The sequence below is a fragment of the Prochlorococcus marinus str. MIT 1013 genome (assembly GCF_027359395.1).
GTDB lineage: Bacteria > Cyanobacteriota > Cyanobacteriia > PCC-6307 > Cyanobiaceae > Prochlorococcus_B > Prochlorococcus_B marinus_E.
The window spans coordinates 2003916-2025092 of record NZ_CP114778.1 but is presented as its reverse complement, the minus strand read 5'-3'; the positions used below and the strand labels follow the sequence as shown (position 1 = coordinate 2025092).

Annotated in this window: 21 protein-coding genes; 9 read left to right on the top strand and 12 right to left on the bottom strand. The window is 35.7% G+C overall.

Annotated elements, in window-relative coordinates:
- The first annotated feature begins 124 nt into the window (after positions 1–124).
- A complete protein-coding gene (locus O5633_RS11520; RefSeq protein WP_269609919.1) occupies positions 125–874 on the top strand; it encodes a lipoate--protein ligase family protein in 750 nt (249 codons plus the stop codon).
- On the opposite strand, the gene O5633_RS11515 is transcribed toward O5633_RS11520, so the two are convergent.
- Positions 871–2109, bottom strand: coding sequence for a site-2 protease family protein (locus O5633_RS11515; protein WP_269609918.1), 1239 nt, complete (start codon positions 2107–2109; stop codon positions 871–873). The two genes, O5633_RS11520 and O5633_RS11515, sit on opposite strands and share 4 nt — an antisense overlap.
- A gap of 63 nt (positions 2110–2172) precedes the next feature.
- Here O5633_RS11515 and O5633_RS11510 point away from each other — a divergent pair, with 63 nt between their 5' ends.
- Positions 2173–2847: a phosphoribosylanthranilate isomerase gene (locus O5633_RS11510; protein ID WP_269609917.1), complete on the top strand. Its 675-nt coding sequence runs from the start codon at positions 2173–2175 to the stop codon at positions 2845–2847.
- Positions 2848–2876: 29 nt separating this feature from the next.
- Here the strand turns inward: O5633_RS11510 and O5633_RS11505 are convergent, their stop codons facing one another.
- The 5 genes from O5633_RS11505 to O5633_RS11485 form a co-directional block, all read right to left on the bottom strand.
- Entirely contained in the window at positions 2877–3584 is a 708-nt protein-coding gene (locus O5633_RS11505) for an SDR family oxidoreductase (protein ID WP_269609916.1), read from the bottom strand.
- Between the two features lie 26 nt (positions 3585–3610).
- Positions 3611–4600, bottom strand: a complete 990-nt coding sequence (locus O5633_RS11500; RefSeq protein WP_269609915.1) for an acetyl-CoA carboxylase carboxyltransferase subunit alpha — start codon at positions 4598–4600, stop codon at positions 3611–3613.
- A 20-nt stretch (positions 4601–4620) separates the two neighbouring features.
- The gene (locus tag O5633_RS11495) at positions 4621–5661 is read right to left on the bottom strand and encodes a long-chain acyl-[acyl-carrier-protein] reductase (RefSeq protein WP_269609913.1); all 1041 of its coding nucleotides are present in this window, start codon (positions 5659–5661) and stop codon (positions 4621–4623) included.
- 146 nt (positions 5662–5807) lie between these two features.
- Positions 5808–6533 (bottom strand): aldehyde oxygenase (deformylating), encoded by a 726-nt coding sequence (locus O5633_RS11490; protein WP_269609912.1) that lies wholly within the window; start codon positions 6531–6533, stop codon positions 5808–5810.
- Positions 6534–6607: 74 nt separating this feature from the next.
- Positions 6608–7405 (bottom strand): creatininase family protein, encoded by a 798-nt coding sequence (locus O5633_RS11485; protein ID WP_269609910.1) that lies wholly within the window; start codon positions 7403–7405, stop codon positions 6608–6610.
- Between the two features lie 102 nt (positions 7406–7507).
- Between O5633_RS11485 and O5633_RS11480 the strand changes: the two genes are divergently transcribed.
- Both O5633_RS11480 and O5633_RS11475 read left to right on the top strand, forming a co-directional pair.
- Positions 7508–8803, top strand: coding sequence for a S1 RNA-binding domain-containing protein (locus O5633_RS11480; protein ID WP_269609908.1), 1296 nt, complete (start codon positions 7508–7510; stop codon positions 8801–8803).
- A 23-nt stretch (positions 8804–8826) separates the two neighbouring features.
- Positions 8827–9714: a Tab2/Atab2 family RNA-binding protein gene (locus tag O5633_RS11475; RefSeq protein WP_269609907.1), complete on the top strand. Its 888-nt coding sequence runs from the start codon at positions 8827–8829 to the stop codon at positions 9712–9714.
- 149 nt (positions 9715–9863) lie between these two features.
- Here O5633_RS11475 and O5633_RS11470 read toward each other — a convergent pair whose 3' ends face one another.
- The 3 genes from O5633_RS11470 to hemH all read right to left on the bottom strand — a co-directional run bounded on the left by O5633_RS11470 (position 9864) and on the right by hemH (position 13302).
- Positions 9864–10211 (bottom strand): nuclease, encoded by a 348-nt coding sequence (locus tag O5633_RS11470; protein ID WP_269609904.1) that lies wholly within the window; start codon positions 10209–10211, stop codon positions 9864–9866.
- Positions 10212–10226: 15 nt separating this feature from the next.
- The gene (gene ilvB, locus O5633_RS11465) at positions 10227–11990 is read right to left on the bottom strand and encodes a biosynthetic-type acetolactate synthase large subunit (RefSeq protein ID WP_269609903.1); all 1764 of its coding nucleotides are present in this window, start codon (positions 11988–11990) and stop codon (positions 10227–10229) included.
- Positions 11991–12126: 136 nt separating this feature from the next.
- A complete protein-coding gene (gene hemH, locus O5633_RS11460; RefSeq protein WP_269609901.1) occupies positions 12127–13302 on the bottom strand; it encodes a ferrochelatase in 1176 nt (391 codons plus the stop codon).
- A 71-nt stretch (positions 13303–13373) separates the two neighbouring features.
- Between hemH and O5633_RS11455 the strand changes: the two genes are divergently transcribed.
- The 5 genes from O5633_RS11455 (at position 13374) to O5633_RS11435 (ending at position 17862) form a co-directional block, all read left to right on the top strand.
- Entirely contained in the window at positions 13374–14534 is a 1161-nt protein-coding gene (locus O5633_RS11455) for a site-specific integrase (RefSeq protein ID WP_269609899.1), read from the top strand.
- Positions 14535–14615: 81 nt separating this feature from the next.
- Positions 14616–15308, top strand: coding sequence for a cob(I)yrinic acid a,c-diamide adenosyltransferase (gene cobO / locus O5633_RS11450; RefSeq protein WP_269609897.1), 693 nt, complete (start codon positions 14616–14618; stop codon positions 15306–15308).
- A gap of 97 nt (positions 15309–15405) precedes the next feature.
- Entirely contained in the window at positions 15406–16119 is a 714-nt protein-coding gene (gene pyrH / locus O5633_RS11445) for a UMP kinase (RefSeq protein WP_269609896.1), read from the top strand.
- Between the two features lie 52 nt (positions 16120–16171).
- Positions 16172–16720 carry a ribosome recycling factor gene (gene frr / locus O5633_RS11440; protein WP_269609894.1) on the top strand — a complete coding sequence of 183 codons (549 nt, stop codon included), beginning with the start codon at positions 16172–16174 and terminating at the stop codon, positions 16718–16720.
- The gene (locus tag O5633_RS11435) at positions 16717–17862 is read left to right on the top strand and encodes an NAD(P)/FAD-dependent oxidoreductase (protein ID WP_269609892.1); all 1146 of its coding nucleotides are present in this window, start codon (positions 16717–16719) and stop codon (positions 17860–17862) included. Before frr ends, O5633_RS11435 begins: the two co-directional genes overlap by 4 nt.
- Here O5633_RS11435 and O5633_RS11430 read toward each other — a convergent pair.
- From O5633_RS11430 to O5633_RS11420, 3 genes are all read right to left on the bottom strand, one after another.
- Positions 17851–18849 carry a transaldolase gene (locus O5633_RS11430; protein ID WP_269609891.1) on the bottom strand — a complete coding sequence of 333 codons (999 nt, stop codon included), beginning with the start codon at positions 18847–18849 and terminating at the stop codon, positions 17851–17853. The genes O5633_RS11435 and O5633_RS11430 overlap by 12 nt on opposite strands.
- Positions 18850–18941: 92 nt before the next feature.
- Positions 18942–20738: a peptidoglycan D,D-transpeptidase FtsI family protein gene (locus tag O5633_RS11425; protein WP_269609890.1), complete on the bottom strand. Its 1797-nt coding sequence runs from the start codon at positions 20736–20738 to the stop codon at positions 18942–18944.
- Between the two features lie 8 nt (positions 20739–20746).
- Positions 20747–21157, bottom strand: a complete 411-nt coding sequence (locus O5633_RS11420; protein ID WP_269609888.1) for a hypothetical protein — start codon at positions 21155–21157, stop codon at positions 20747–20749.
- Positions 21158–21177: the final 20 nt, after the last annotated feature.

Here is a 21177-nt window from a genome sequence, read left to right as displayed (position 1 = left end):
TAGTAACTAAATTATTAATGGAATCAATTGTTTGACTTCTCCCAATGCATTTATAAATTCAAAAAAATAAATAAAGGAGAATATCTATAAACTAATGCTTTTATGACTAATAACTAAAAATAAAATGAACAAGCTAGAAGAAGTCCTTTATATAAATCCTCTTAAATTAAGTGGGCCAGAGCAAATGGCAATTGATCTCTTCCTATTAGAGAAGTCATTTGCCGAGCATAATTTTAACATGGCAATACGTTTTTATACGTGGGATGGAGACTGGTTATCAATTGGAAAAAATCAAAAAGAACTACCAAAACCATGGATTGAACTTTTAAAAAATGAACAGTTAAAAATTGTAAGAAGACCTAGCGGAGGAAAAGCTGTTCTTCATAGCGGAGGACTAACTTATGCTCTTATCTGGAAATATCCACCCAGGAATAAAAAAGAATCATATTTAAAGACAACTCAATGGCTAAAAGATGGTTTAAAAAAAGCTGGAGTGGATCTGTTTTTCGGGACTGAACCCGTGAATATATCTAATACTAATTGTTTTTCAACTTCAACATTGGCTGACTTAGTTGATAAAGATAAAAACAAGCATATTGGAAGTGCTCAGTACTGGAAAAAGGGACACCTGCTTCAGCATGGAGAGATCTTAATGGAACCGTCAAAAAAATTATGGAAAAAAATTTTCAATGCAGATCCACCAAAGATAAAAAATGAAATCAAAGAAAAAGATAAAATTATAAATTTCCTAAAAGAATCATTAGGGAAAACATGGCCCAATCTGAAGTTAGCTAATTATACATTAAATAAAAAAGATAAAGAGATAATAAAACGTTTAGAAATAGATGAATTCAGAAAAATAAAAAATAATTAATGATACTCTTCTAAATCACTCGAAACCATTGATTTTGCAATATTAAATAGATTCAATCCTATTGGGTAAATATTCTCTTTTCTCGCAATTTTAATTAATTGATCTGGAAGATTTAATCCTATTTTTTTTAATACTGCTTTCCCTATATCTACTCTATCTAGTGTTCCAAGAGGAAGACCAGAAACTGATAATACAAGAAGCCTTCCATCTTTTGTTTTTTCAATTTTTATTATTGCTTTCCATAATGATTCTTTTTCACTAATTGATGGCAATTCATTTATTGGAAATGAAAACTCATAAAGAAACTTTTTATCCCAGTTTTGTACAGAAATATTCTTCAAGATTTTTTCATTAACATAACCGACCCATCTTCCTTCTCTGCATAGAAGAATCCATTCTTCATTAAAAACATTATCATTATTGAATGAATTATATTTAGATAAAACTTTCACAGGCAAATCATCCTCTAGGACTCTATATGAACGACTACAAACCTGATTAACATATAATTCAGACAATATCTTTTGTATTTGAATAATTTGGCTCTGTGATTTAGATGAAGAAAAAATAAATAGGCCAATAATAGAAAAGCAAATTGCGATATAAATGTTACCTCTAAGTAAACTTAAAATGCCAATAAAAATAGCAAGAAAAGAAATTAATCTTGCAGAGGCTATAGCAACTTTAATCCCTGCTCTTTTACTCCCTGTAAAGTACCAAATTAAAGATTTTAATATTACCCCACCATCAAGAGGAATTATCGGAAGCAAATTAAATGCCCCTATCAAAAGATTGAGACTACCAACCTGTTTAAATAAATTAGACAGTATAAAATTTGATGCTGATAGATTATTACTTAATAAAACCATTAAAAAAGCTAATAAAAGACTAACAAAAGGACCTGAGATTGCAATTTTTAAACTTCCTTTTGAAGTCGGACATTCCTTTTCAAGATTTGCCATACCTCCAAGAAAAAAAAGTGTTATGTTTCTAACTTTTAGACCTTCTCCAATTGCTACAAAAGAATGAGCCAATTCATGCAATAAAACAGATAAAAACAGAAGAGAAGATGTAAAAGCACCAATCACCCATCCATTCCATATGGATGCTTGACCATCCAAAAGCGTCTCGAACTGATCTTTGGCTGACAAAGTAAAATATAAGAAAACCAAAAACCAACTTGGATGGATCCTCAAAGGGATACCTCTGATTTTCATAACTTCCCAACTACCCAAACTTAAATTCCTCCAAACTCTCAATAAAATCTATTTCAATCAATCCTAATAAAAGTTTTGGCAATGATCAGAAAATCTACTTCTAAAAGGGCAACAGCAATAAAAATTTGTGGACTAACAATGACTTCGCAAGCAAGATCCATAGCGGAATTCAAAATAAATGCTATTGGAGTGATTGGCGTTAAAAATTCACCTCGTTTTGTACCAGAAGAAGAATGTATAAAAATTTTTAATGAAGTAGAAAAAGTTTCTTCAAATATTGAGAAAGTATTAGTAATCGCGAATGAAACATTAGACGAGGTCAAATGTATAAACAACAGATCAACCCCACCATCAGTAATCCAATTACATGGGAATGAATCAGTTAATTATTGTCGAAAATTAAAGAAGGAATTTCCAATAATGAAATTATGGAAAGCCTTCAGGTTAAAATCTATTAATGATTTAGAAAATATAAGTCAATACGAGAAGAATATCGATGCTATTCTTTTAGATGCCTGGGATGATAAGTCACTTGGAGGCACTGGTAATAGAGTCCCAATAGAACTATTAATTAATAAAACCTTCAAAGTTCCTTGGATCTTAGCTGGTGGTATATCTGCAGAAATAATTCCTGAAATTTTTTCCGAAATCAGACCTGATGGGATTGATGCCTCTAGTCGACTAGAGATATCCCCAGGCATTAAAGATATTAAGAAAGTTGAATCTCTTATTCGGGAAATAAGAGAACAAGATTAATCAAGGATGTTAATTTAATATCTCTAAGATTAAAATGCTCCTGCAGAAGGCATAAGAGTTACATCCTCGATGATTTGATTAATTGGTTGACTAGCAAGATGTAAAAGTTCAAATGCAACTTGATCAACTGAAAGCATCGAATCTCTATCAAATTGCATACCAACGGAATCGGAATCCCAAAGAGTTGAATTTACTGATCCAAGAGTAAGTGTGCATGCTCGTATGAAATTCTTACGTTCTTCTTCTGCTAAGCATTTGGTAAAACTTGCCAAAGCTGCTTTGGAAACACAATAGGCTCCCCATTGTGGAAAAACATTGCGAGAAGCATGACTACTAACGTTGATAACTAATCCTCCTTTTTTTCTCATTAACGGCACCACATCAGAGCAGACCTGAAAGATACTGGTGAGATTCATTTGCATGATCCATTCCCATTTTTCAAGTGGCATGGATAAAAGATCTCCAGTCCAAGCAACTCCAGCATTATTTATTAGCACTGAGGGAATTAAACCATTATTCATTAATTCAACTACTCCCTTGGATATATTTTTGGGATGACTAAGATCAATAGATTTGTAGAAGACCTTAACTTTTTTATTATCTATTTCTTCTACAAGTCTTTCTAGTTGATCTTCAGACCTGGCTAGAAGCAATAAATCCCATCCAGAATTGGCAAAAGCTTTAGCAGTTGCTCTCCCAATTCCTCTAGAAGCGCCCGTAATTAATACTGTTGACAAGAAAGTTAGAAGCAAACATTAAAACTTTAAACTGAAATTTCACTTTCGATAGACTGAGATTCCAAATATTTTCCCATTTTTCTAAATTTGGAATATCTGTTGTCTCTCAATTCATCACGCGATAAAGCCAATAATTCGGATAGATGCTTCTCAAGGGCATTTTTCAAAGTATCCCCAGCCTGAAGCGGCGCCCAATTATTCCCACCAGAAGGCTCTTTTAGTACCTCGTCAACAATTCCTAACTTCATAAGATCAGGTCCAGTAATTTTTAATGATGATGCTGCTTCCGGAGCCTTCCCAGCATCTCTCCATAAAATCGAAGCACACGCTTCGGGGCTTGCAACTGTATAGACACTATGCTCAAACATGAGCAGCCTGTCTGCGACACCTATACCCAGCGCACCACCAGAGCCTCCTTCTCCAATTACAGTCGCAATTATGGGGACTTTCAGTCTAAACATTTCACGTAAATTCACTGCGATGGCTTCCCCCTGGCCTTGCTCTTCTGCTATGAGCCCTGCATAAGCTCCAGGAGTATCTATAAAAGAAATTATTGGCAAACCAAATCGATCAGCATGATCCATTAGCCTCAAAGCCTTTCTATATCCTCCTGGCTTTGCCATGCCAAAGTTTCTTGCAACATTCTCTTTTGTGTCTCTACCTTTTTGTTGTCCAATTAGAAGGACAGATTTTTCACCTATTCGAGCTAAACCTCCTATAAGAGCTTGATCATCAGTTCCGTTCCTGTCTCCGTGTAATTCGACCCAATCATCACAAAACATCTGAATGTAATCAAGCGTGCTTGGCCTTTGAGGGTGTCTAGCTACTTGAATCTTTTGAGCAGGTGTAAGTGCATTAAATATTTCTTCTCGCCTTCTTGCTGCAAGTGTCTCTAATTGCAGAAGTTGCTGACTTACATCAACCTCTGAATCTCTTGCTAATTCTCTGATTTGATCAATCTGATTCTCTAATTCAACAAGAGGTTTTTCAAACTCGAGGAGAAAACGTCTAGCCATAAAAAAAAGTAACCAAATGTTCAGACGGTTAATGTCTGAATATTTGATTTCAAACCAACAGCAGAAAAACCATGCCTTTCAGAAGCCTTGCCAATAAAATCCATCTTTTCCAACGTAATGTTATTCCTCCCCCAACTGAAATTTGTATGACAATTCTCGAATTCAAGAAGCATTGCCTCAGCAAAACAGGCAAACATCTCTCTTTTAGGATTTTCCATCTCAGCTAATTCCATCATGCTCCAACCAATATCTTTGAAAAATTGAACTATTCCGCCTTTTAAGACATGTATACCAGGTCCTGAAAACTTCTCACCTAAATTCTTAGGATATCCACCATCAATCATTAAACAGGGCCTTTTAATTTTAGATGGATCAATTTCTAAGGTTTTAGGCATGCTTGCAACCCAAATCACAATATCTGCTTCAGGTAAAGCCTCATCAAGACTAAGAATCCTCCCTCCTCCAAGTTGAGACTGGAGTTCAGATAAAGGCTTTTGCTGTCTAGCTACTAATAGAAGCTCAGAAACACCAGTTCGATTAGTAAGCCACCTACAAACAGCGCTGCCAATGTCACCCGTAGCCCCAACGACAGCTACTTTTGATTTGTTCAAATCAATTCCTATTCGAGGAGCATTTTGCTCTAACTGCCTACAAATAACCCAAGCTGTATGAGTATTACCAGTGGTAAATCTTTGCCAATCAAGAGTGGTATTTCTAACTTGTTGATTTTGAAGCAAATTAAAATTCTCAAAAATTATTGATGTAAATCCACCTAGAGCGGTGATGCTGATACCTTTTTTCTGAGCTAACTCCATTGCATTCAAAACTTTTCTTCTCGCAGTTTTGAAGCGACTTAGCATCTCAGGAACAAAGCATGAGTCTATATAAGCTCCCTCGATAGTCTTTCCTATTGCACTTACAACCTTTACGTGCTCAACCAATTGAGGGGGTGCAGTACACCATACGTCTAAATCCCCTTCAGCAATATGGTCATAGCCAAGACCTAATGCCTTTCGTTTGGCATCTTCAAAACTTGTTGAATGTCCAATTAGCCCAAACATTTGGCACCAAGCAAGATCAAAATTGAAACTAAATATTTATCCAAGTTTGAAGGTTAGACCACCACGGTCACAAAAAAGAGAATTCCTCAAGAACTTTAAGTTCTTGAGGAATAGCTAATGATAAAAAAGATGTAAATTTAAACTCCTTAGATCACTGCTGCAAGAGCCATTCTTGCAATTTCTCTATTATCCAGACCTATTTCCATAAGGGAATCTTGATAAGCAATCATAAATTCCTCCATTAATTCTTCCTTATCCATATGAAGAACTTCAGCGTCATTTGAAACTTCATCAAGCATAGATTTTATAAGAGGTAAATTTTCTTTATTAGCCTTCATAAGATTTTTCTTAACTGTCTCAAGATTGGCCTTAAGCCATTCTTGGCCATAATTCAAGTGCAAGTATTCATCTTGAACAACACCCTCTGTAATTCTTTTTGCGAATGGATCAGCAACACGTATGTAAACATGATAAGCAGATATTGCAAAAGATTCAATCAAAATGCATTGAATTAGTAGACAGGTAGTTGTATCTCCAACTTTAAAAGCCTCTAAAAAATTATTATGGAGTTTTGAGAAAAAGGTCTTCGCGAAGGGCATATCTGGCTTTACGGCAAGATTTCTCCCACAAGCACAAAAGCCATTCATATGCTTTTTCTCCATCTTCCCTAGCCTCACAAGCTCATCTGCATGCTCAGGAATCAACTTAGCTAGATCAAGAAAATTTGAATAAGCCTCTTGCTCACCCTCAATCACAACTGCATTGATTCTGCTGTAAGCATCTTTATAAGACTCTGAGGTGAAGTCTGGAAGAGAGTCAGTAATTAACTCTTCTTTTTCTAAAGCTAAATTTGTGGATGCAAGAGCTTGCATAGATCTATTAGAAATTTGTCAATCTGAGTGATCTTACAGAATTAAATGCAAAACGGTAGTTCAGTTACCACTTCTTAACTGCTAGAAACAGATTTTACTGACATGGTTGGCGGCCAATCACTGTCCAAAAGGCTTGCAAACATTGACTTCCAATGATCTATTAGTGCATTTTCCAAAGCGGCACCTAGTTTAGGATTTGAAGCGCTTGCATCACCAATAATTCCAGAAGAGCTTAAATCTTTTGTAAGCCATGCACATGGAGAGGCTCCTTCAAGGCTCCATCCTTTTGGAGTAGGAATAATGCCTTCACTAGAGATATCTTTATCTAAATAAGAATCGTTTCGAACCAAATCTTGAGCCATATGCAACATAAGACTTGTTTCCGCTAATGCCGCATGAAGTCCTTCCTCTACCTCCTTTTCAGGTAAAAGTTGATCTAATCCTTGGACACCACTCCATAGAAAACAAGGTAAAACAGCTAGTGAGGGACATTGTATTCTCAGTTGCCTTGAAACCGCTTGAAGCAGACCAATTTGCCCACCATGAGCGTTAAAAAAAACTAATCTATTAAATCCCATAGAGGCTATTTGCTGGCCAACATCAGTGACCATTGAGAGCAAAACATCAGCTGATAAGGACAAAGTTCCTGGAAAAGCCTGATGTTCAGGAGAAAAACCAATTGATTGAGATGGCATCATCCATATCGGCATATTTTCTGGCAACCTTTCAAGAGTCTTAATTAAAATATTTTTAGCAAAAAAAGTATCAGTAATTAAAGGTAAATGCGGTCCATGCTGTTCACATGCACCAAAAGGCCAAACCAATGTAGATCCTTTCTCTGAAGCGGCTTTAGAGGCCTCAGGCCAGGTCAAATGCTCAAATTGACGAGTTTGAAAAATGATAGAAATCTCCTAATAATTAAAAAACAACTTACCCTTGACTGTAAGAATGTTTCACTTATTACCAAGGGTATTATGGCCGGGTCAGATCCTCAGCCTAAAAAAGCAACTCCCCCAAAGCCGGCACTAAATGCACCACGCAAGCCATTGCAGGTTATGCATATCAGTCGAAAAACTGAGGAAGAAATAATCAAGGAAGTATCATCTGAGAAAGAATTCTCTGATCAAGCTAAAGATAAAAGATTAGATGAAAAAGTTCTAGCTGAAAAAGGAATTTCTAAATTAAAGAAAGCACCTGAACAGCAAAGATCGACCCAGGATAACTCTAGCAATAGTTTAAAGACGCCTACAATGGAAGATCTTCTGAGATCTGAAAATAATTCTGACCATAAAAAAAATATTGAAGCTTTTGATGATGAAAATATTTTTGAACAAAAAAGCAGAACAGTTGATGAATTTGATTTTGATGAAGACGAATTCTTAGCGGCCTTAGAAGAAAATCAACCAATCGGTACAACTGGTGAAATTGCAAAAGGTTCAGTTATTGCAGTTGAAAGTGATGGTATTTACGTAGATATAGGTGGGAAAGCTCCAGGGTTCATGCCGAAAAATGAATGTGGTCTAGGAGTAATTACAAGTTTAAAAGAGCGTTTCCCAAAAGGATTACAAGTCGAAGTTCTTGTTACTAGAGAACAAAATGCAGATGGGATGGTAACAATAAGTTGTAGGGCGTTAGAACTGAGAAAAAGCTGGGACAAAGTTCAAAATCTTGCAAAAGAAGGAAAAGTTATTCGAGTTAAAATAAATGGTTTTAACCGTGGGGGTGTTACTTGCGACTTCGAAGGTTTAAGAGGTTTTATTCCTAGATCTCAACTTGAAGATGGAGAAAATCACCAATCTCTTGTTTCAAAGACAATTAATACCGCTTTTTTAGAGGTAAATCCAGAGAGACGAAAACTAGTTCTCTCCGAAAAGAAAGCTGCAATTGCTTCAAGATTTTCAGAATTAGAAATTGGACAATTAATCGAGGGTGAGATCTTAACAATAAAACCTTATGGTTTTTTTGTTGATTTAAAGGGTGTCAGTGGCTTGTTGCATCATTCAATGGTAACCAACGGAAGCATGAGAAGCCTTAGAGAAGTTTTTCAACCAGGCGAACCCATCAAGGCTTTAATAACCGATTTAGATCCTTCCCGAGGACGAATTGGATTAAATACAGCTCTTCTAGAAGGTCCTCCAGGAGAACTTATTACTGATAAAGCAAAAGTTATGGAAGAGGCTGATGAACGAGCAATTAAAGCGCGAAATAGTTTGAATAAAGAAAAAGTTGATCCTCCAAAGGAAGATAAAAACATCAACTTATCCTCATAACTTTACATTGAAGAAAAAAAATTGTGATTGCTTCAAAAAAATCTGATTTAAAAAAAACAGACTGGGAAATAGACTTTTATTCCCGCCCTATAATTGATGAAAATGGAAAAAAAAGATGGGAATTATTAATTACATCTACAAATAATTTTAAAGATACAAAAACATTTAAATGGGAAAAAATATGTCCAGCATCAAATGTTAATTCTATTTGGCTAAAAGATGCATTAGACGAAGCTATTGATGAAGCTTATTCACAAGGTTGGGATAAACCTTCCGTCATTCGTTGCTGGCGATCCTCTATGAAAACAATGATAAAACGTGCAGCAGAACAAATAGGAATTGAACTTATTTCTAGTAGAAGGACATATTCATTACTGGAATGGATCATTGATAGAGAAAGGTGTTTTTATCCGCAGCAAAAAGGATATACCGGCGTCAATCTTGCTCCTCCTTCAAACCCAATCACAAATCAAGCCATCCCCCTACCAGAGGAAGTAAGAGGTGACTCCTGGAGCTTTGCTTCCCTATCTCTAAATACACTTAGAGAAGCTGATGAATGGGAAATAGAATTTTCCAATTTAATTCCCATAAAAGATTCAATTAATCAAGATATTTCTATTCCAGGTATTAGGCTTTTTAGTCCAAAAAGATCCTTAGCACTTGCGGCCTGGCTCGGGGGACTTGAACCAGCAAAACTTTTAATAGAAGGAACCCAAATAATTTTAGAAGCAGGGCAATCTGATAGATGGTTGGTAACTGATGTCGATGAAGAAGCAAAAAAAGCTATTGAAAATAATTTTCTAAATACAAAAATAGATGCAGATGGACTTCAATTTATTTCAGTTCAAAAAAGTCCTGAAGAAAATTCTTTAGATGGGTTTTGGATGCTTAAGGATGTTGGAGAGATTTAACAATTTTCTCTAACAAAAAATAATCTAAATAGAATTTGCACATATTCAAATCCAAAACTATTGAATTCTTAAAGTAGACACAAAACTAATTTAATACAATGGAGTTGAATTTATTCATAATTTTAGCCAAATAGTATTTGCTAATTAATTTAGCATTTATTTGTTGCTAAGCCTTCATTTATATATTGCTCACTTATGTCAATATTACTATCAAAAGGAATAACTTTAGCGACAAGGACACCATTGACAGACCCTTTAGGTTTTAAATTTACTTTTGTATGTCTTGGCAGTTGCTCTTTGAGCCACTTAACAGCTTTCACTTCTAAATCAGTACTGATTTCTGTACATGCTAATTTCACAGTATAGGTACGATTATGATCTCCAATCAATAAAACAGACGAACTAGTCACTTGCAAAATTTGAGCTGCATCAACTTCCGAATAAAAACAACAAAAAGAAATTATTAATATTAAAATATTTGTAAGATATTTATTCATAAAAAGTTTTTAAAATTATTTCTTAAGCTCAGGTATACCAACCATTTGAGCATTACTTTTCCCTGGTGGCACCATGGGGTAACAATTTTCACCTTTTCTTACATTTACATTAACAAGAACTGGTCCTTCATTCGACAATGCTTTCTGAAGTTCAGGGATTAGATTGTCTCTTTCTGAAATTACAATGCCCTCAATCCCAAAAGCCTTAGATAGAGAAATAAAGTCAGGTTCCCCAACAGACATGTTAGATGCCGAATATCGTTCATCATAAAAACTTTCTTGCCATTGCCTAACCATCCCTTGCCAATGATTGTTGATGATTATTACTTTTAAATTCAACTTGTATTGAGCAATAGTTCCAAGCTCCTGAATGTTCATGAGGATACTTGCATCACCGGCGATACAAATTACTTGCTCCTTAGGTAAAGCAACTTTAACTCCCATTGCAGCGGGCATTCCAAAACCCATTGTTCCAAGTCCAGCACTGCTAATCCATTGTCTTGGTCCATTCAACAAATATTGAGCTGCCCACATCTGATGTTGTCCAACATCAGTTGTAATGTAAGCATCTTCGGCCAAATCTCTTAACGCAATTAATACTTCCTGTGGATAAATTTCTCCTTCTTTAGGAGGAATTATCAATGGAAAATCACTTTTCCACTTTTTAATTTTGTTAAGCCAGTTAGAAGTTCTTGGATTTGTTTTCCGTTGATTACTGAGATCTAATAACTTAACAAGGCTAATCCCAACATCACCTAATACGGAAACTTCAACTAATCTATTTTTATTTATTTCAGCAGGATCAATCTCAAAATGAATTACTTTTGCTTTAGGAGCGAAAGTATCTAATTTACCTGTAACTCTGTCATCAAATCTTGCTCCAATTGCAATCAACAAATCACATTCAGTCACAGCAAAGTTGGCATAAGCTGTTCCATGCATACCAAGCATCCCAACTGATAAAGGCTCACGTTCATCAAACGCGCCTTTTCCCATCAAAGTTGTTGTTACGGGTATTTGATATCTATTAGCAATCGCCGCCAGAGTCTCATGTGCCCCAGAAGAAATAACACCCCCGCCAACGTAAAGTAGTGGTTTCTCAGCATTTTCAATTAAATCTAAGGCTGCACTTATGGCTTTATGTTCTGGCGCAAATGGTAGTTCAAAACCTGGTGGCTTTATTGAACCAGGCTCGACAGGAAGATATTGAAACATCTCTTGTCCAACATCTTTTGGTATGTCAATCAAAACAGGTCCAGGTCTACCCGATGAGGCAATAAGAAAAGCTTGAGCTACAACTTTGGCAATTTCAGATGGATCTCTTACGACCCATGAATGTTTAACAATTGGAAGTGTTATCCCAAAAATATCTGTTTCTTGAAAAGCATCAGTACCAATAGCTGGTCTAGGGACTTGTCCAGTTATGACGACAAGAGGTACAGAATCCATCTGAGCAGTGGCTATTCCTGTGACTAGATTTGTAGCTCCAGGTCCTGATGTACCAAAACAAACACCTACTTTTCCAGTCGCTCTAGCAAAACCATCTGCGGCATGAGTTCCACCTTGCTCATGTCGAACAAGAATATGTTTTAACCACCCCTCTTGCTCTGCTTTAAAAACCGCATCATATATTGGGAGAATTGCTCCTCCTGGATAACCAAAAATAGTATCTACGCCATGCCTACGAAGAGAATCCATCAAGGCATCAGCTCCTGATATCTCATTTTTAGTTTGTGTTCCTGAATCTCCTATTTGATTAGGCGAAGAAGTCAGGGTCACGGCAGAAGAAATTCTTAACTAACAATAAATCTTAGTATGCATAATTTCAATTAAACTAAATTAATCAAAGATTTAATTAAATCCTCTAAGTTTTAGTAGCAGGCTGAATATCAAATTAACCAACACTAATAATTATTTACAGCAAACCTATTTTGTGTAAAGGTCCACCCCCAATTATTAATTCCATAAAAAAACAAAGAAAAACAATCATTGCAACTCTTCCATTCCAGACTTCAGAGCTGTTATTCCAACCCCATTGCCATTTCTCTTGAGGATAAAGTTTTACTCTTTCTGGCAATTTTGATGCTTCCTCCAAACTAACCCCCTCGCCGTTCAAGCAAGAAGAAACTAGATCGGCCAATCCTTCAATAAACAACGGATAGGTATCAAGAGCTGGAACTCTTTTAAAATTAACAATTCCATTTTTCTGAGCAATTTCTTTGTACTCAATATCAATCTCTTGGAGAGTTTCAATATGCTCACTCACAAAACTTATTGGGACCACGACAAGTTCCTTAACGCCGGATTTTCCTAGTTTTTCTAATACTTCTTCGGTATATGGTTTTAACCACTCTTCTGGCCCCACTCTGCTTTGATAAGCAAGTGAAAATGAATTGCTAAAACCAAGAGAATTTTCAAGCTGGTCAATAATCAAAAGCGAACAGTTCTCTATTTGATCTTGATAAGGATCACCGGCTTCTTCTACATAGCTTTTAGGAACACCATGTGCAGTAAAAAAAACGTGAGCCTCTTGGGGTAAATCACAAGCTATGATTTGTTTCTTTATTAATTCAGCTATTGAAGAAACATAGGCTGGATGATCAAACCAACTACGAATACAACGAATTGATAATTCTGCAAACTCAGAGTCACCATCTTTTAACCTTTTCAATTCTCTAAAACTGGATCCACTTGTACTTATTGAAAAATGGGGATAAAGCGGTAAAACAACAACTTCGCTAACACCGTCAGCCTTCATATCCGCTACGGCTGACTCAGTGAATGGATGCCAATACCTCATTGCAACATATGTTGTAGCGTCTATTCCTATATTTCTCAGATAACTCTGGAGTTCTCTTGCCTGTTGCTCGGTAATACGGCGTAAAGGTGATCCGCCTCCAATCGATCTATAAGCCTCTTGTGATTTATTACTTCTCAATAAGCTTATAAGCCAAGCCAGTGGTTTTTGAAAAGCACGCACTGGTAAACGAATTATCTCTGGATCAGAAAATAAATTATACAAAAATGGTCCCACGTCCTTAATCCTCTCAGGACCTCCGAGATTTAATAAGAGGACACCAACCCGAGCCATTTTAGAAAAAACTCCTTATAAAAGGTTATACAAACCTTTCTCAAAGTAAAGCTAGCTAAATTTACAGGATCATGGACGAGAATCAAAAGTTACTAGATATCAACCAAGACCTTGAATCAAAGGGAATCAATCTAAGAATTGAGAAAAGGGGTAAAGTTCTAAATATTCGCGGTTCTTTGCCAGATAAGAAATCTCATAATCTTTCTAAAATTCAAAGAATAAGTCTTAAACTTCCACACAATATTGAAGGTCTAGAAGAGGCAAGAAAAGCTATAGAATTAATTGATTTTCAACTTAAAAAAAATCAATTCCGGTGGTCTAATTGGATTAAAGGGAAAGCCATCTCATCAACAAATACCAATAAAACAGTAATAAGCAATGAAATAGAAAGTTTTAAAAGACAATTTTTTTCTGATACATCAAGGAGCAAATCACCAGCTGGAAGGATTAGCACTTGGCAATCTGCTTACAAACCATATTTGAACAGATTAATAAAAATAAGTCATAAATCTACTCTTAAATTAAACGAGGAGCTTTTAGTAAAAATCCTTTTAAGTTACAAAGAAAATTCAAGGAGCAGACAACAATGTGGAATTGCTTTAAGTTCTTTAGCTAAACACCTTAAATTGGAGCTTCCTGAGAGCTGGAAACAACTTCAAAGTGGTTATGGAATACACGAATCAAATTTCAGAGAATTACCTAGTGATGAAAAAATTATTAATAGCTTTAAATTAATACCAAATCCAAAATGGAGATTTGTTTTTGGGTTAATGGCAACCTATGGTCTTAGAAATCATGAAGTCTTTTTTTGTGACTTATCTTGTTTAAAAAAAGGTGGGGATAAAATACTACGAGTTTTCCCAAATACAAAAACAGGAGAACATCAAGTTTGGCCCTTTCATCCTGAATGGGTTGGTTTATTTGCCCTAGACAACATAACTGATACTTCTGATTTACTCCCAGATATCAAAACAGATCTAAAAGAGACAACTCTTCAACATATAGGAAGAAGAGTATCTGAACAATTTAGAAGATATAAAATATCTTTTACCCCCTATGATTTAAGACATGCATGGGCAGTCAGGACAATCTTAATAGGCCTACCAAATACTGTAGCTGCAAAAATGATGGGACACTCAGTGTCAATACATACAAAAACCTATCATCATTGGATAACAAGAAGAGATCAGCAAATTGCTGTTGATAGTGCTCTATCTAGAGTCAACTATTAGCAAGAAGAATAATTAATATTTATAGCTATATCATTTCTATAAATTTTTCTTTTATAAACTTATATAATTTAAGATAAGGAAATGAAAGATAAAATCTCTAAAGAAGATTCAAGACTTAATAAACTAGATAAGAGTGCAGAGCAAATAGGAATGGGTGGTAATTTAATATCAAATATTAACGAAGAAAAATATCGAGAAAGGATGAAAAAAAGGAAAGAAGTTCAAACACAAAGATTAAAAGAAAGAAATAAAGAAAAAGGTCTTATAATAATTAATACTGGACAAGGCAAAGGTAAAACCACAGCAGCTCTTGGGATGGGATTAAGAACTATTGGTCATAACCACAAAGTTGCAATAATACAATTTATAAAAGGTGGTTGGGAACCAGGTGAGTCATTAGCTTTGAAAATATTTGGGGAAAAATTGGAGTTTCATGCATGTGGTGAAGGGTTTACATGGGAAACACAAGATAGAAATAAAGATATAAATTTAGTTAAGTCAAGCTGGAAAAAGGCGGTCTCTTATATTAAAGACCCAAATTATAAACTTATAATTTTAGACGAGATCATTGTTGCAATAAAACTTGGATATATAGATGAAGATGAAATTATAAAGGGCATAAATTTGCGCCCAGAGCTTACACATGTAGTCTTGACCGGAAGAGGAGCTTCAGAAAAATTAATCGATTCAGCTGATCTTGTGACAGAAATGAAATTAATCCACCATCCCTTTAGAGAGCAGGGAGTAAAAGCACAAGAAGGGATTGAATATTAATCTATAACCTTGAAAATATTTCCATCTCAAGGGATCCAATACAGATATAAAGACGTTCTCCCAGGACTTGCTACTGTCAATTTGTTATGAATTTTTAATGAAATACTCTAGAGCACTTATAAAACTCAGTGGTGAAGCTCTTATGGGAGAAAAACCTTATGGAATTGATCCTGAAATTGTCCAATCTATTGCCAATGATGTTTCAAAAGTGGTTGAAAATGGCACGCAAATAGCAATTGTTGTTGGCGGTGGAAATATTTTTAGAGGTCTAAAAGGATCCGCCGCTGGAATGGATAGAGCTACAGCTGACTATGTCGGAATGCTTGCAACCGTAATGAATGCAATCACACTTCAAGATGGATTAGAAAGAGCTGGAGTACCCACAAGAGTTCAATCTGCCATTGATATGCAACAGATTGCAGAACCATACATAAGAAGAAGAGCAATAAGACATCTTGAGAAAGGGAGGGTAGTAGTTTTTGGAGGTGGATGCGGCAATCCATTTTTTACAACTGATACCACTGCGGCTCTTAGGGCCGCTGAAATTAACGCAGAAGTTGTTTTCAAAGCTACAAAAGTTGATGGAGTTTATGATCGAGATCCAAAAAAATTCTCTAATGCTGTCAAATATGAAAATCTTACCTTTCAAGATGTATTAGCCAACGAAATTGGAGTAATGGATAGCACTGCTATTGCTCTTTGCAAAGATAATAAAATACCAATAGTAGTTTTCAATATTTTCCAGCCTGGGAATATATCAAAGGCTATTTCTGGAGAACCAATTGGATCTAGAATATCTAATTCTAGTTAACACTAAATTTTTTGAACCTTTTAAAAAATCAATTCGTAATAACTCTATCTAAATGTCAAATCAAGAACTAAAAACCACAATGAGCAAATCTGTAGAAGCAGCTCAAAGGAATTTCAATACCATCAGGACCGGAAGAGCAAACACCTCTTTATTAGACAGAATATCAGTTGAATACTACGGGTCTGAAACTCCACTAAAGTCACTTGCAACCATCACAACTCCTGACTCTCAAACGATAGCAATTCAACCCTTTGACCTGAGCTCATTAGCTTCCATCGAAAAAGCGATTGCAACAAGTGATCTAGGTTTTACTCCAAACAATGATGGCAAAATAATTCGTATCAATGTTCCACCTTTAACTGAAGAGCGTAGAAAAGAATTTTGCAAACTTGCATCTAAATATGCAGAAGAAGGAAAAGTTGCCCTAAGAAATATACGCCGTGATGCAATAGAGAGAGTCAAAAAATCCGAAAAGGATGGTGATCTCTCCGAAGATCAAAGCAGAGATGAACAGGAAACAATTCAGAAAGAGACGGATAATTTTATTAAAGATATTGAAAAAAAACTATCAGAAAAAGAAGCTGAAATTTTAAAAGTTTGACCATTTTAGATGTTGCCATAATTGGAGGAGGAGCATCAGGAACTACTACCGCATTTCATCTGGCTAGTAAAAGTAAAAATGTATGTATTCTTGAAAAAAACATTCCCTCTCAAGAAAGAATCTGCGGTGGTGGGATGTCTGCTGCAGTGCAAAATTGGTTTCCTTTTGAACTTCTACCAATAGTTGATGAAGTAATAACATCTGTAGAGTTTAGTTGGTGCAATACCGACAAAGTGGTCGCTGAGCTTTCTGGGTCTTCTCCTTTTTGGATAGTCAAACGTGAAAAGCTTGATTCATTCCTATTAGATCAAGCACTAAATTCTGGTTGTAATTTATTGACTACTTTTAATGTAGTCGATGTAAAAAAAAGATCTAATATATGGCAAATTACCGCTCTTGATGGGAGACAAGTAGAAGCAAAAGCAGTTGTTATTGCTGATGGATCTCAATCACCATGGCCTAAATTTTTTGGTTTAGGACCAAATCAACAAAAATTTGCATCGACTTTCTCAGGAAGAATTAAAAGGAAGGGAAGTTTAAGGAGTGAAACGGCTAGATTCGAATTTGGCTTGGTAAAGAATGGTTTTGCATGGGCCTTTCCATTAAACAATGAAGTAAATATTGGGATAGGAACTTTTCTAGATAATAAAAATTCAATGCCAGTTAATGAAATACTTAAATCCTTTCTTCCTGATTTAGGTTTTGATCCTTCTGAAGTAATTGGTCATGAAAAAAAATTAAAAGTATGGAATGGCCACTGTAAATTAAACAGAGAAGGAATTCTTTTAGTTGGAGATGCCGCCTCATTATCTGATCCCTTTTTAGCAGAAGGATTAAGGCCCGCTTTAATGAGTGGATTTGAAGCTGCAAAAAACCTTAGTTATTGGCTGGATGGAGAAGTCAATTGTTTAGATGCATATACAAAAACAATACAAAGAAATTGGGGGAATTCGATGGCTTGGGGTAAAAGAATTTCTCAAGTTTTTTATCGTTTCCCTAAAGTTGGATACCAATTAGGCGTAAAAAGACCTACTGCCCCGAAAAGAATTGCACAAATCCTCTCAGGTGAGATGAGTTATGAAGACATCGCAAAAAGAGTAATCAAGAGATTACTCTTTCAAAATTCAAGCTCAAAGAGTTAGGGCAAGACCTCCTTCAATCAACTCTAGTCTTTCGTTCAGTTGATTTTCTAATTTATCAATTGCTTTACTAAAACCGCTAATTCCTTCATCAAGTTTTTCCGTAGCCATTTTATCTCCAGCCATCATTAGTTCAAAAGATGTCTGATCTAAATGAATTGTCTCTTCAATAACTAAAGGTTTTTGTGCATTTAACTTTATTGGCAAGTCCGAATATGTTTCATTAAGTTGCTGAAGTAATTTAGGAGAAATCGTTAATAAATCACATCCTGCAAGCTCGGTTATTTCATCTATATTTCTAAAACTTGCTCCCATGACCTCTGTTTTATAACCATTTGACTTGAAGTAATTAAATATTTTAGTAACAGAAACGACCCCAGGATCTTCAGTCGCTGGATAAGAATCTCTTCCTGTAGCAGATTTATACCAATCTAAAATCCTTCCAACAAAAGGTGAAATAAGCGTTACACCTGCCTCAGCACAAGCAACTGCTTGATAAAAATTAAACAATAAAGTTAGGTTGCAATGAATATTCTCTTTTTCTAATACCTCAGCGGCTTTTATCCCCTCCCAAGTAGAAGCGATTTTTATTAAAACCCGATCATTAGAAATTCCATCCTGATTATATTTAGCAATTATTTTCCTTGCTTTTGCAACAGTGGCATCAGTATCAAAACTTAGTCTTGCGTCAACCTCTGTTGAAACACGGCCTGGAATTAATTTCAAAATCTCTTTACCGAAGACAACACAAAGTTCATCCATAGCTTCCTTTACAACATTAGTATTGGAGGCACTGGCTCCTAACATTTCTCTTGAAGTAGTAAGTGCTTGGTCAATCAAACTTTGATAAGCAGGTATTTGTGCGGCCGCCAGAATTAAAGAAGGATTTGTTGTAGCGTCTCTGGGATGAAATTTTTTGATCGCTTCAAGATCACCAGTATCAGCAACTACCACAGTCATTGTAGATAACTGATTAAGAAGGGATTCCATAATTAAAAACTTCTTTCATATGTAATAGACTAGCTATATTTTTTATATATTTCACCCTTTCATCAGTACTTTCGGGAAAATTTAGCCATCTCTTAGCTTTTGATAGCTAAATGTTCTTTTTTAGAAATACTTGGAGGGATTTTTTCTATCACAAGCAAAGTCTCAATAATTTTTTTTGCCACAGGGAGAGCTACAGTTGATCCATAGGCATTTGGTCTTTGAGGCTCATCAATAACTGCTAAAACGACATAGCGGGGATCATCGATAGGAAGACTTGCAACAAAACTGCAAATTTTAGAATTATAGTTAAAGCCATCTTGCGATTTTTGTGCCGTCCCTGTTTTCCCGCCAATTCGATAGCCAGGAACATTTACCTCAATACCACTTTCATCGTAAAAGGACACAACTGTTTCCATCCATCCAAGAACAGTATTTGTAACCTCAGGAGATAAAACTTGCTTAGATTCTGAAGGAGTATTGAAATACGACTCATAATCACCTTTCAGGCCTTTTGTGATGTGAGGGGTCACAAGTCTGCCACCATTTGCAATCAAAGCATGCAATTGAGCTAGTTTAAGCGGAGTAATAGAAAAGCCTTGACCAAAAGAGGCTACCGCAGGTTCTATCGGTTGATTTACAAAAGTCTGCTTTGATTTTATTTGCCCAGAAACTGCTCCTGGCAGATCAGTTTCTGGGATTTCATCTATGCCTAAGCGCCTTAACCATTGCCAATAATTACTCGCATTCAATTTATTCATAATTTTAACCATTCCTACATTGCTTGAGACTTGTAATACCTCAGGGAAAGTCAATATCCCGTTAGGCTTTCGATCCCAATTCGAGAGAGGCCATCCTCCTACTGTCACTAAACCATCATCATTCACTTCTCCATTAGGGGTTATAACCCCTTCCTCCAATGCCAATGCCAAGTTAATTGGCTTAAAGGTAGAACCAGGTTCAAATAATTCTTGCACTGACCACTCTTTAAAGAGAGATGGAGAATAATCCCAATATTTATTAGGGTCATAAGTTGGTGTAGAAGCCAATGCCAGAAGTTCTCCTGTATCTATATCCATTACGATTACCACACCTTTTTTTGCATTCCACTTCTTTACTTGGTTACTTATTTCTTTAACGGCTACTTCTTGAAGCCTTACATCTAAAGTTAGTTGAAGACTTAGTTGATCTTCATCAAAGACACCACGTTGAACACCTACAGGTAAAGGTGTTCCATCTGCTCCTCTTCTGATTAAGCTGGCTTTCTCAAGACGTTTGAGATCTCTATCTAAACTTAATTCTAATCCAGCCTGAGGCCTTCTATCCAGATCCAAAAAACCAACTACATTAGCGAAAAGGGATCCATAAGGATAAAGCCTTTGAGGATACACCTCCAAATCAATACCACTTATTCCAAGTTGCTTAATTTTATTAGCCTTCTCAGGTCTTAATCCCTCTGCCAGTTTTACCCCTGAAGAAAAATTTCCTAATGTGTCTAAAATTTCGTCAACACTTTTAGATAATGGTTTGGAAAGAAGTTTTGCTACCTCGACTGGTTTACGCACTGTCCCCAATGAATCACCAGGGAAATTAAAATATCTGGGATGTGCCCAAACCTTAAAACGTTTCTCATCTATTGCGACAAGCTTTCCATTTCTATCCAAGATAGATCTACGTGTTCCAAGAGGGGTCTTTTGTTCTGTTTGAACTTGACGAGCTAGAGATCTTAATTGATTAGCCTGAAATAATTGCAACCAACCTATTCTAAAAAAAAGGCCTCCAAGTCCAAAGCATAATAGAAGGAAAACAATTCTAAATCTTGACTGCGCTAAAGGCGAAAGAGTTTTCAACTTAAATGACTTTCTCGTCTTTCTAGAATTAATACTTCTCATAAAAAATATTAATAACCTGACTTAATGGGAAAAGAAGATATTCTTTCCAAGAATTTACGTTTAAGTGTCTTATTAACTAACCGACTATTTTCTTCTTGGTTTGGTCTGTCCACATATACCAGATCTTCCGCTTTTGTCGGAACAAATTCTTTATACAACTTTTGATTTTTCAAGAGATAACTTTCAAGTATTGAAGTTGATTCCAATATCCTTCTATTTAAGTCTCTCGTTGTCTCCAGTTTAGTAAAAGACTTAGTCCATAAATATTGTGAGTGTAGAGCTACAGATGACATTATCGCCACTGTTGTGAGTATGCCTAATAATGCACCATTTAAAATGATATGAAGAGCCGCCTGAATTGGAAATTTTCTTTGAAACTGTTTAGATGAAAAAACAGTATTTAGTACCCCATTTGACAACTTCTTTTTTTGAAATTGTC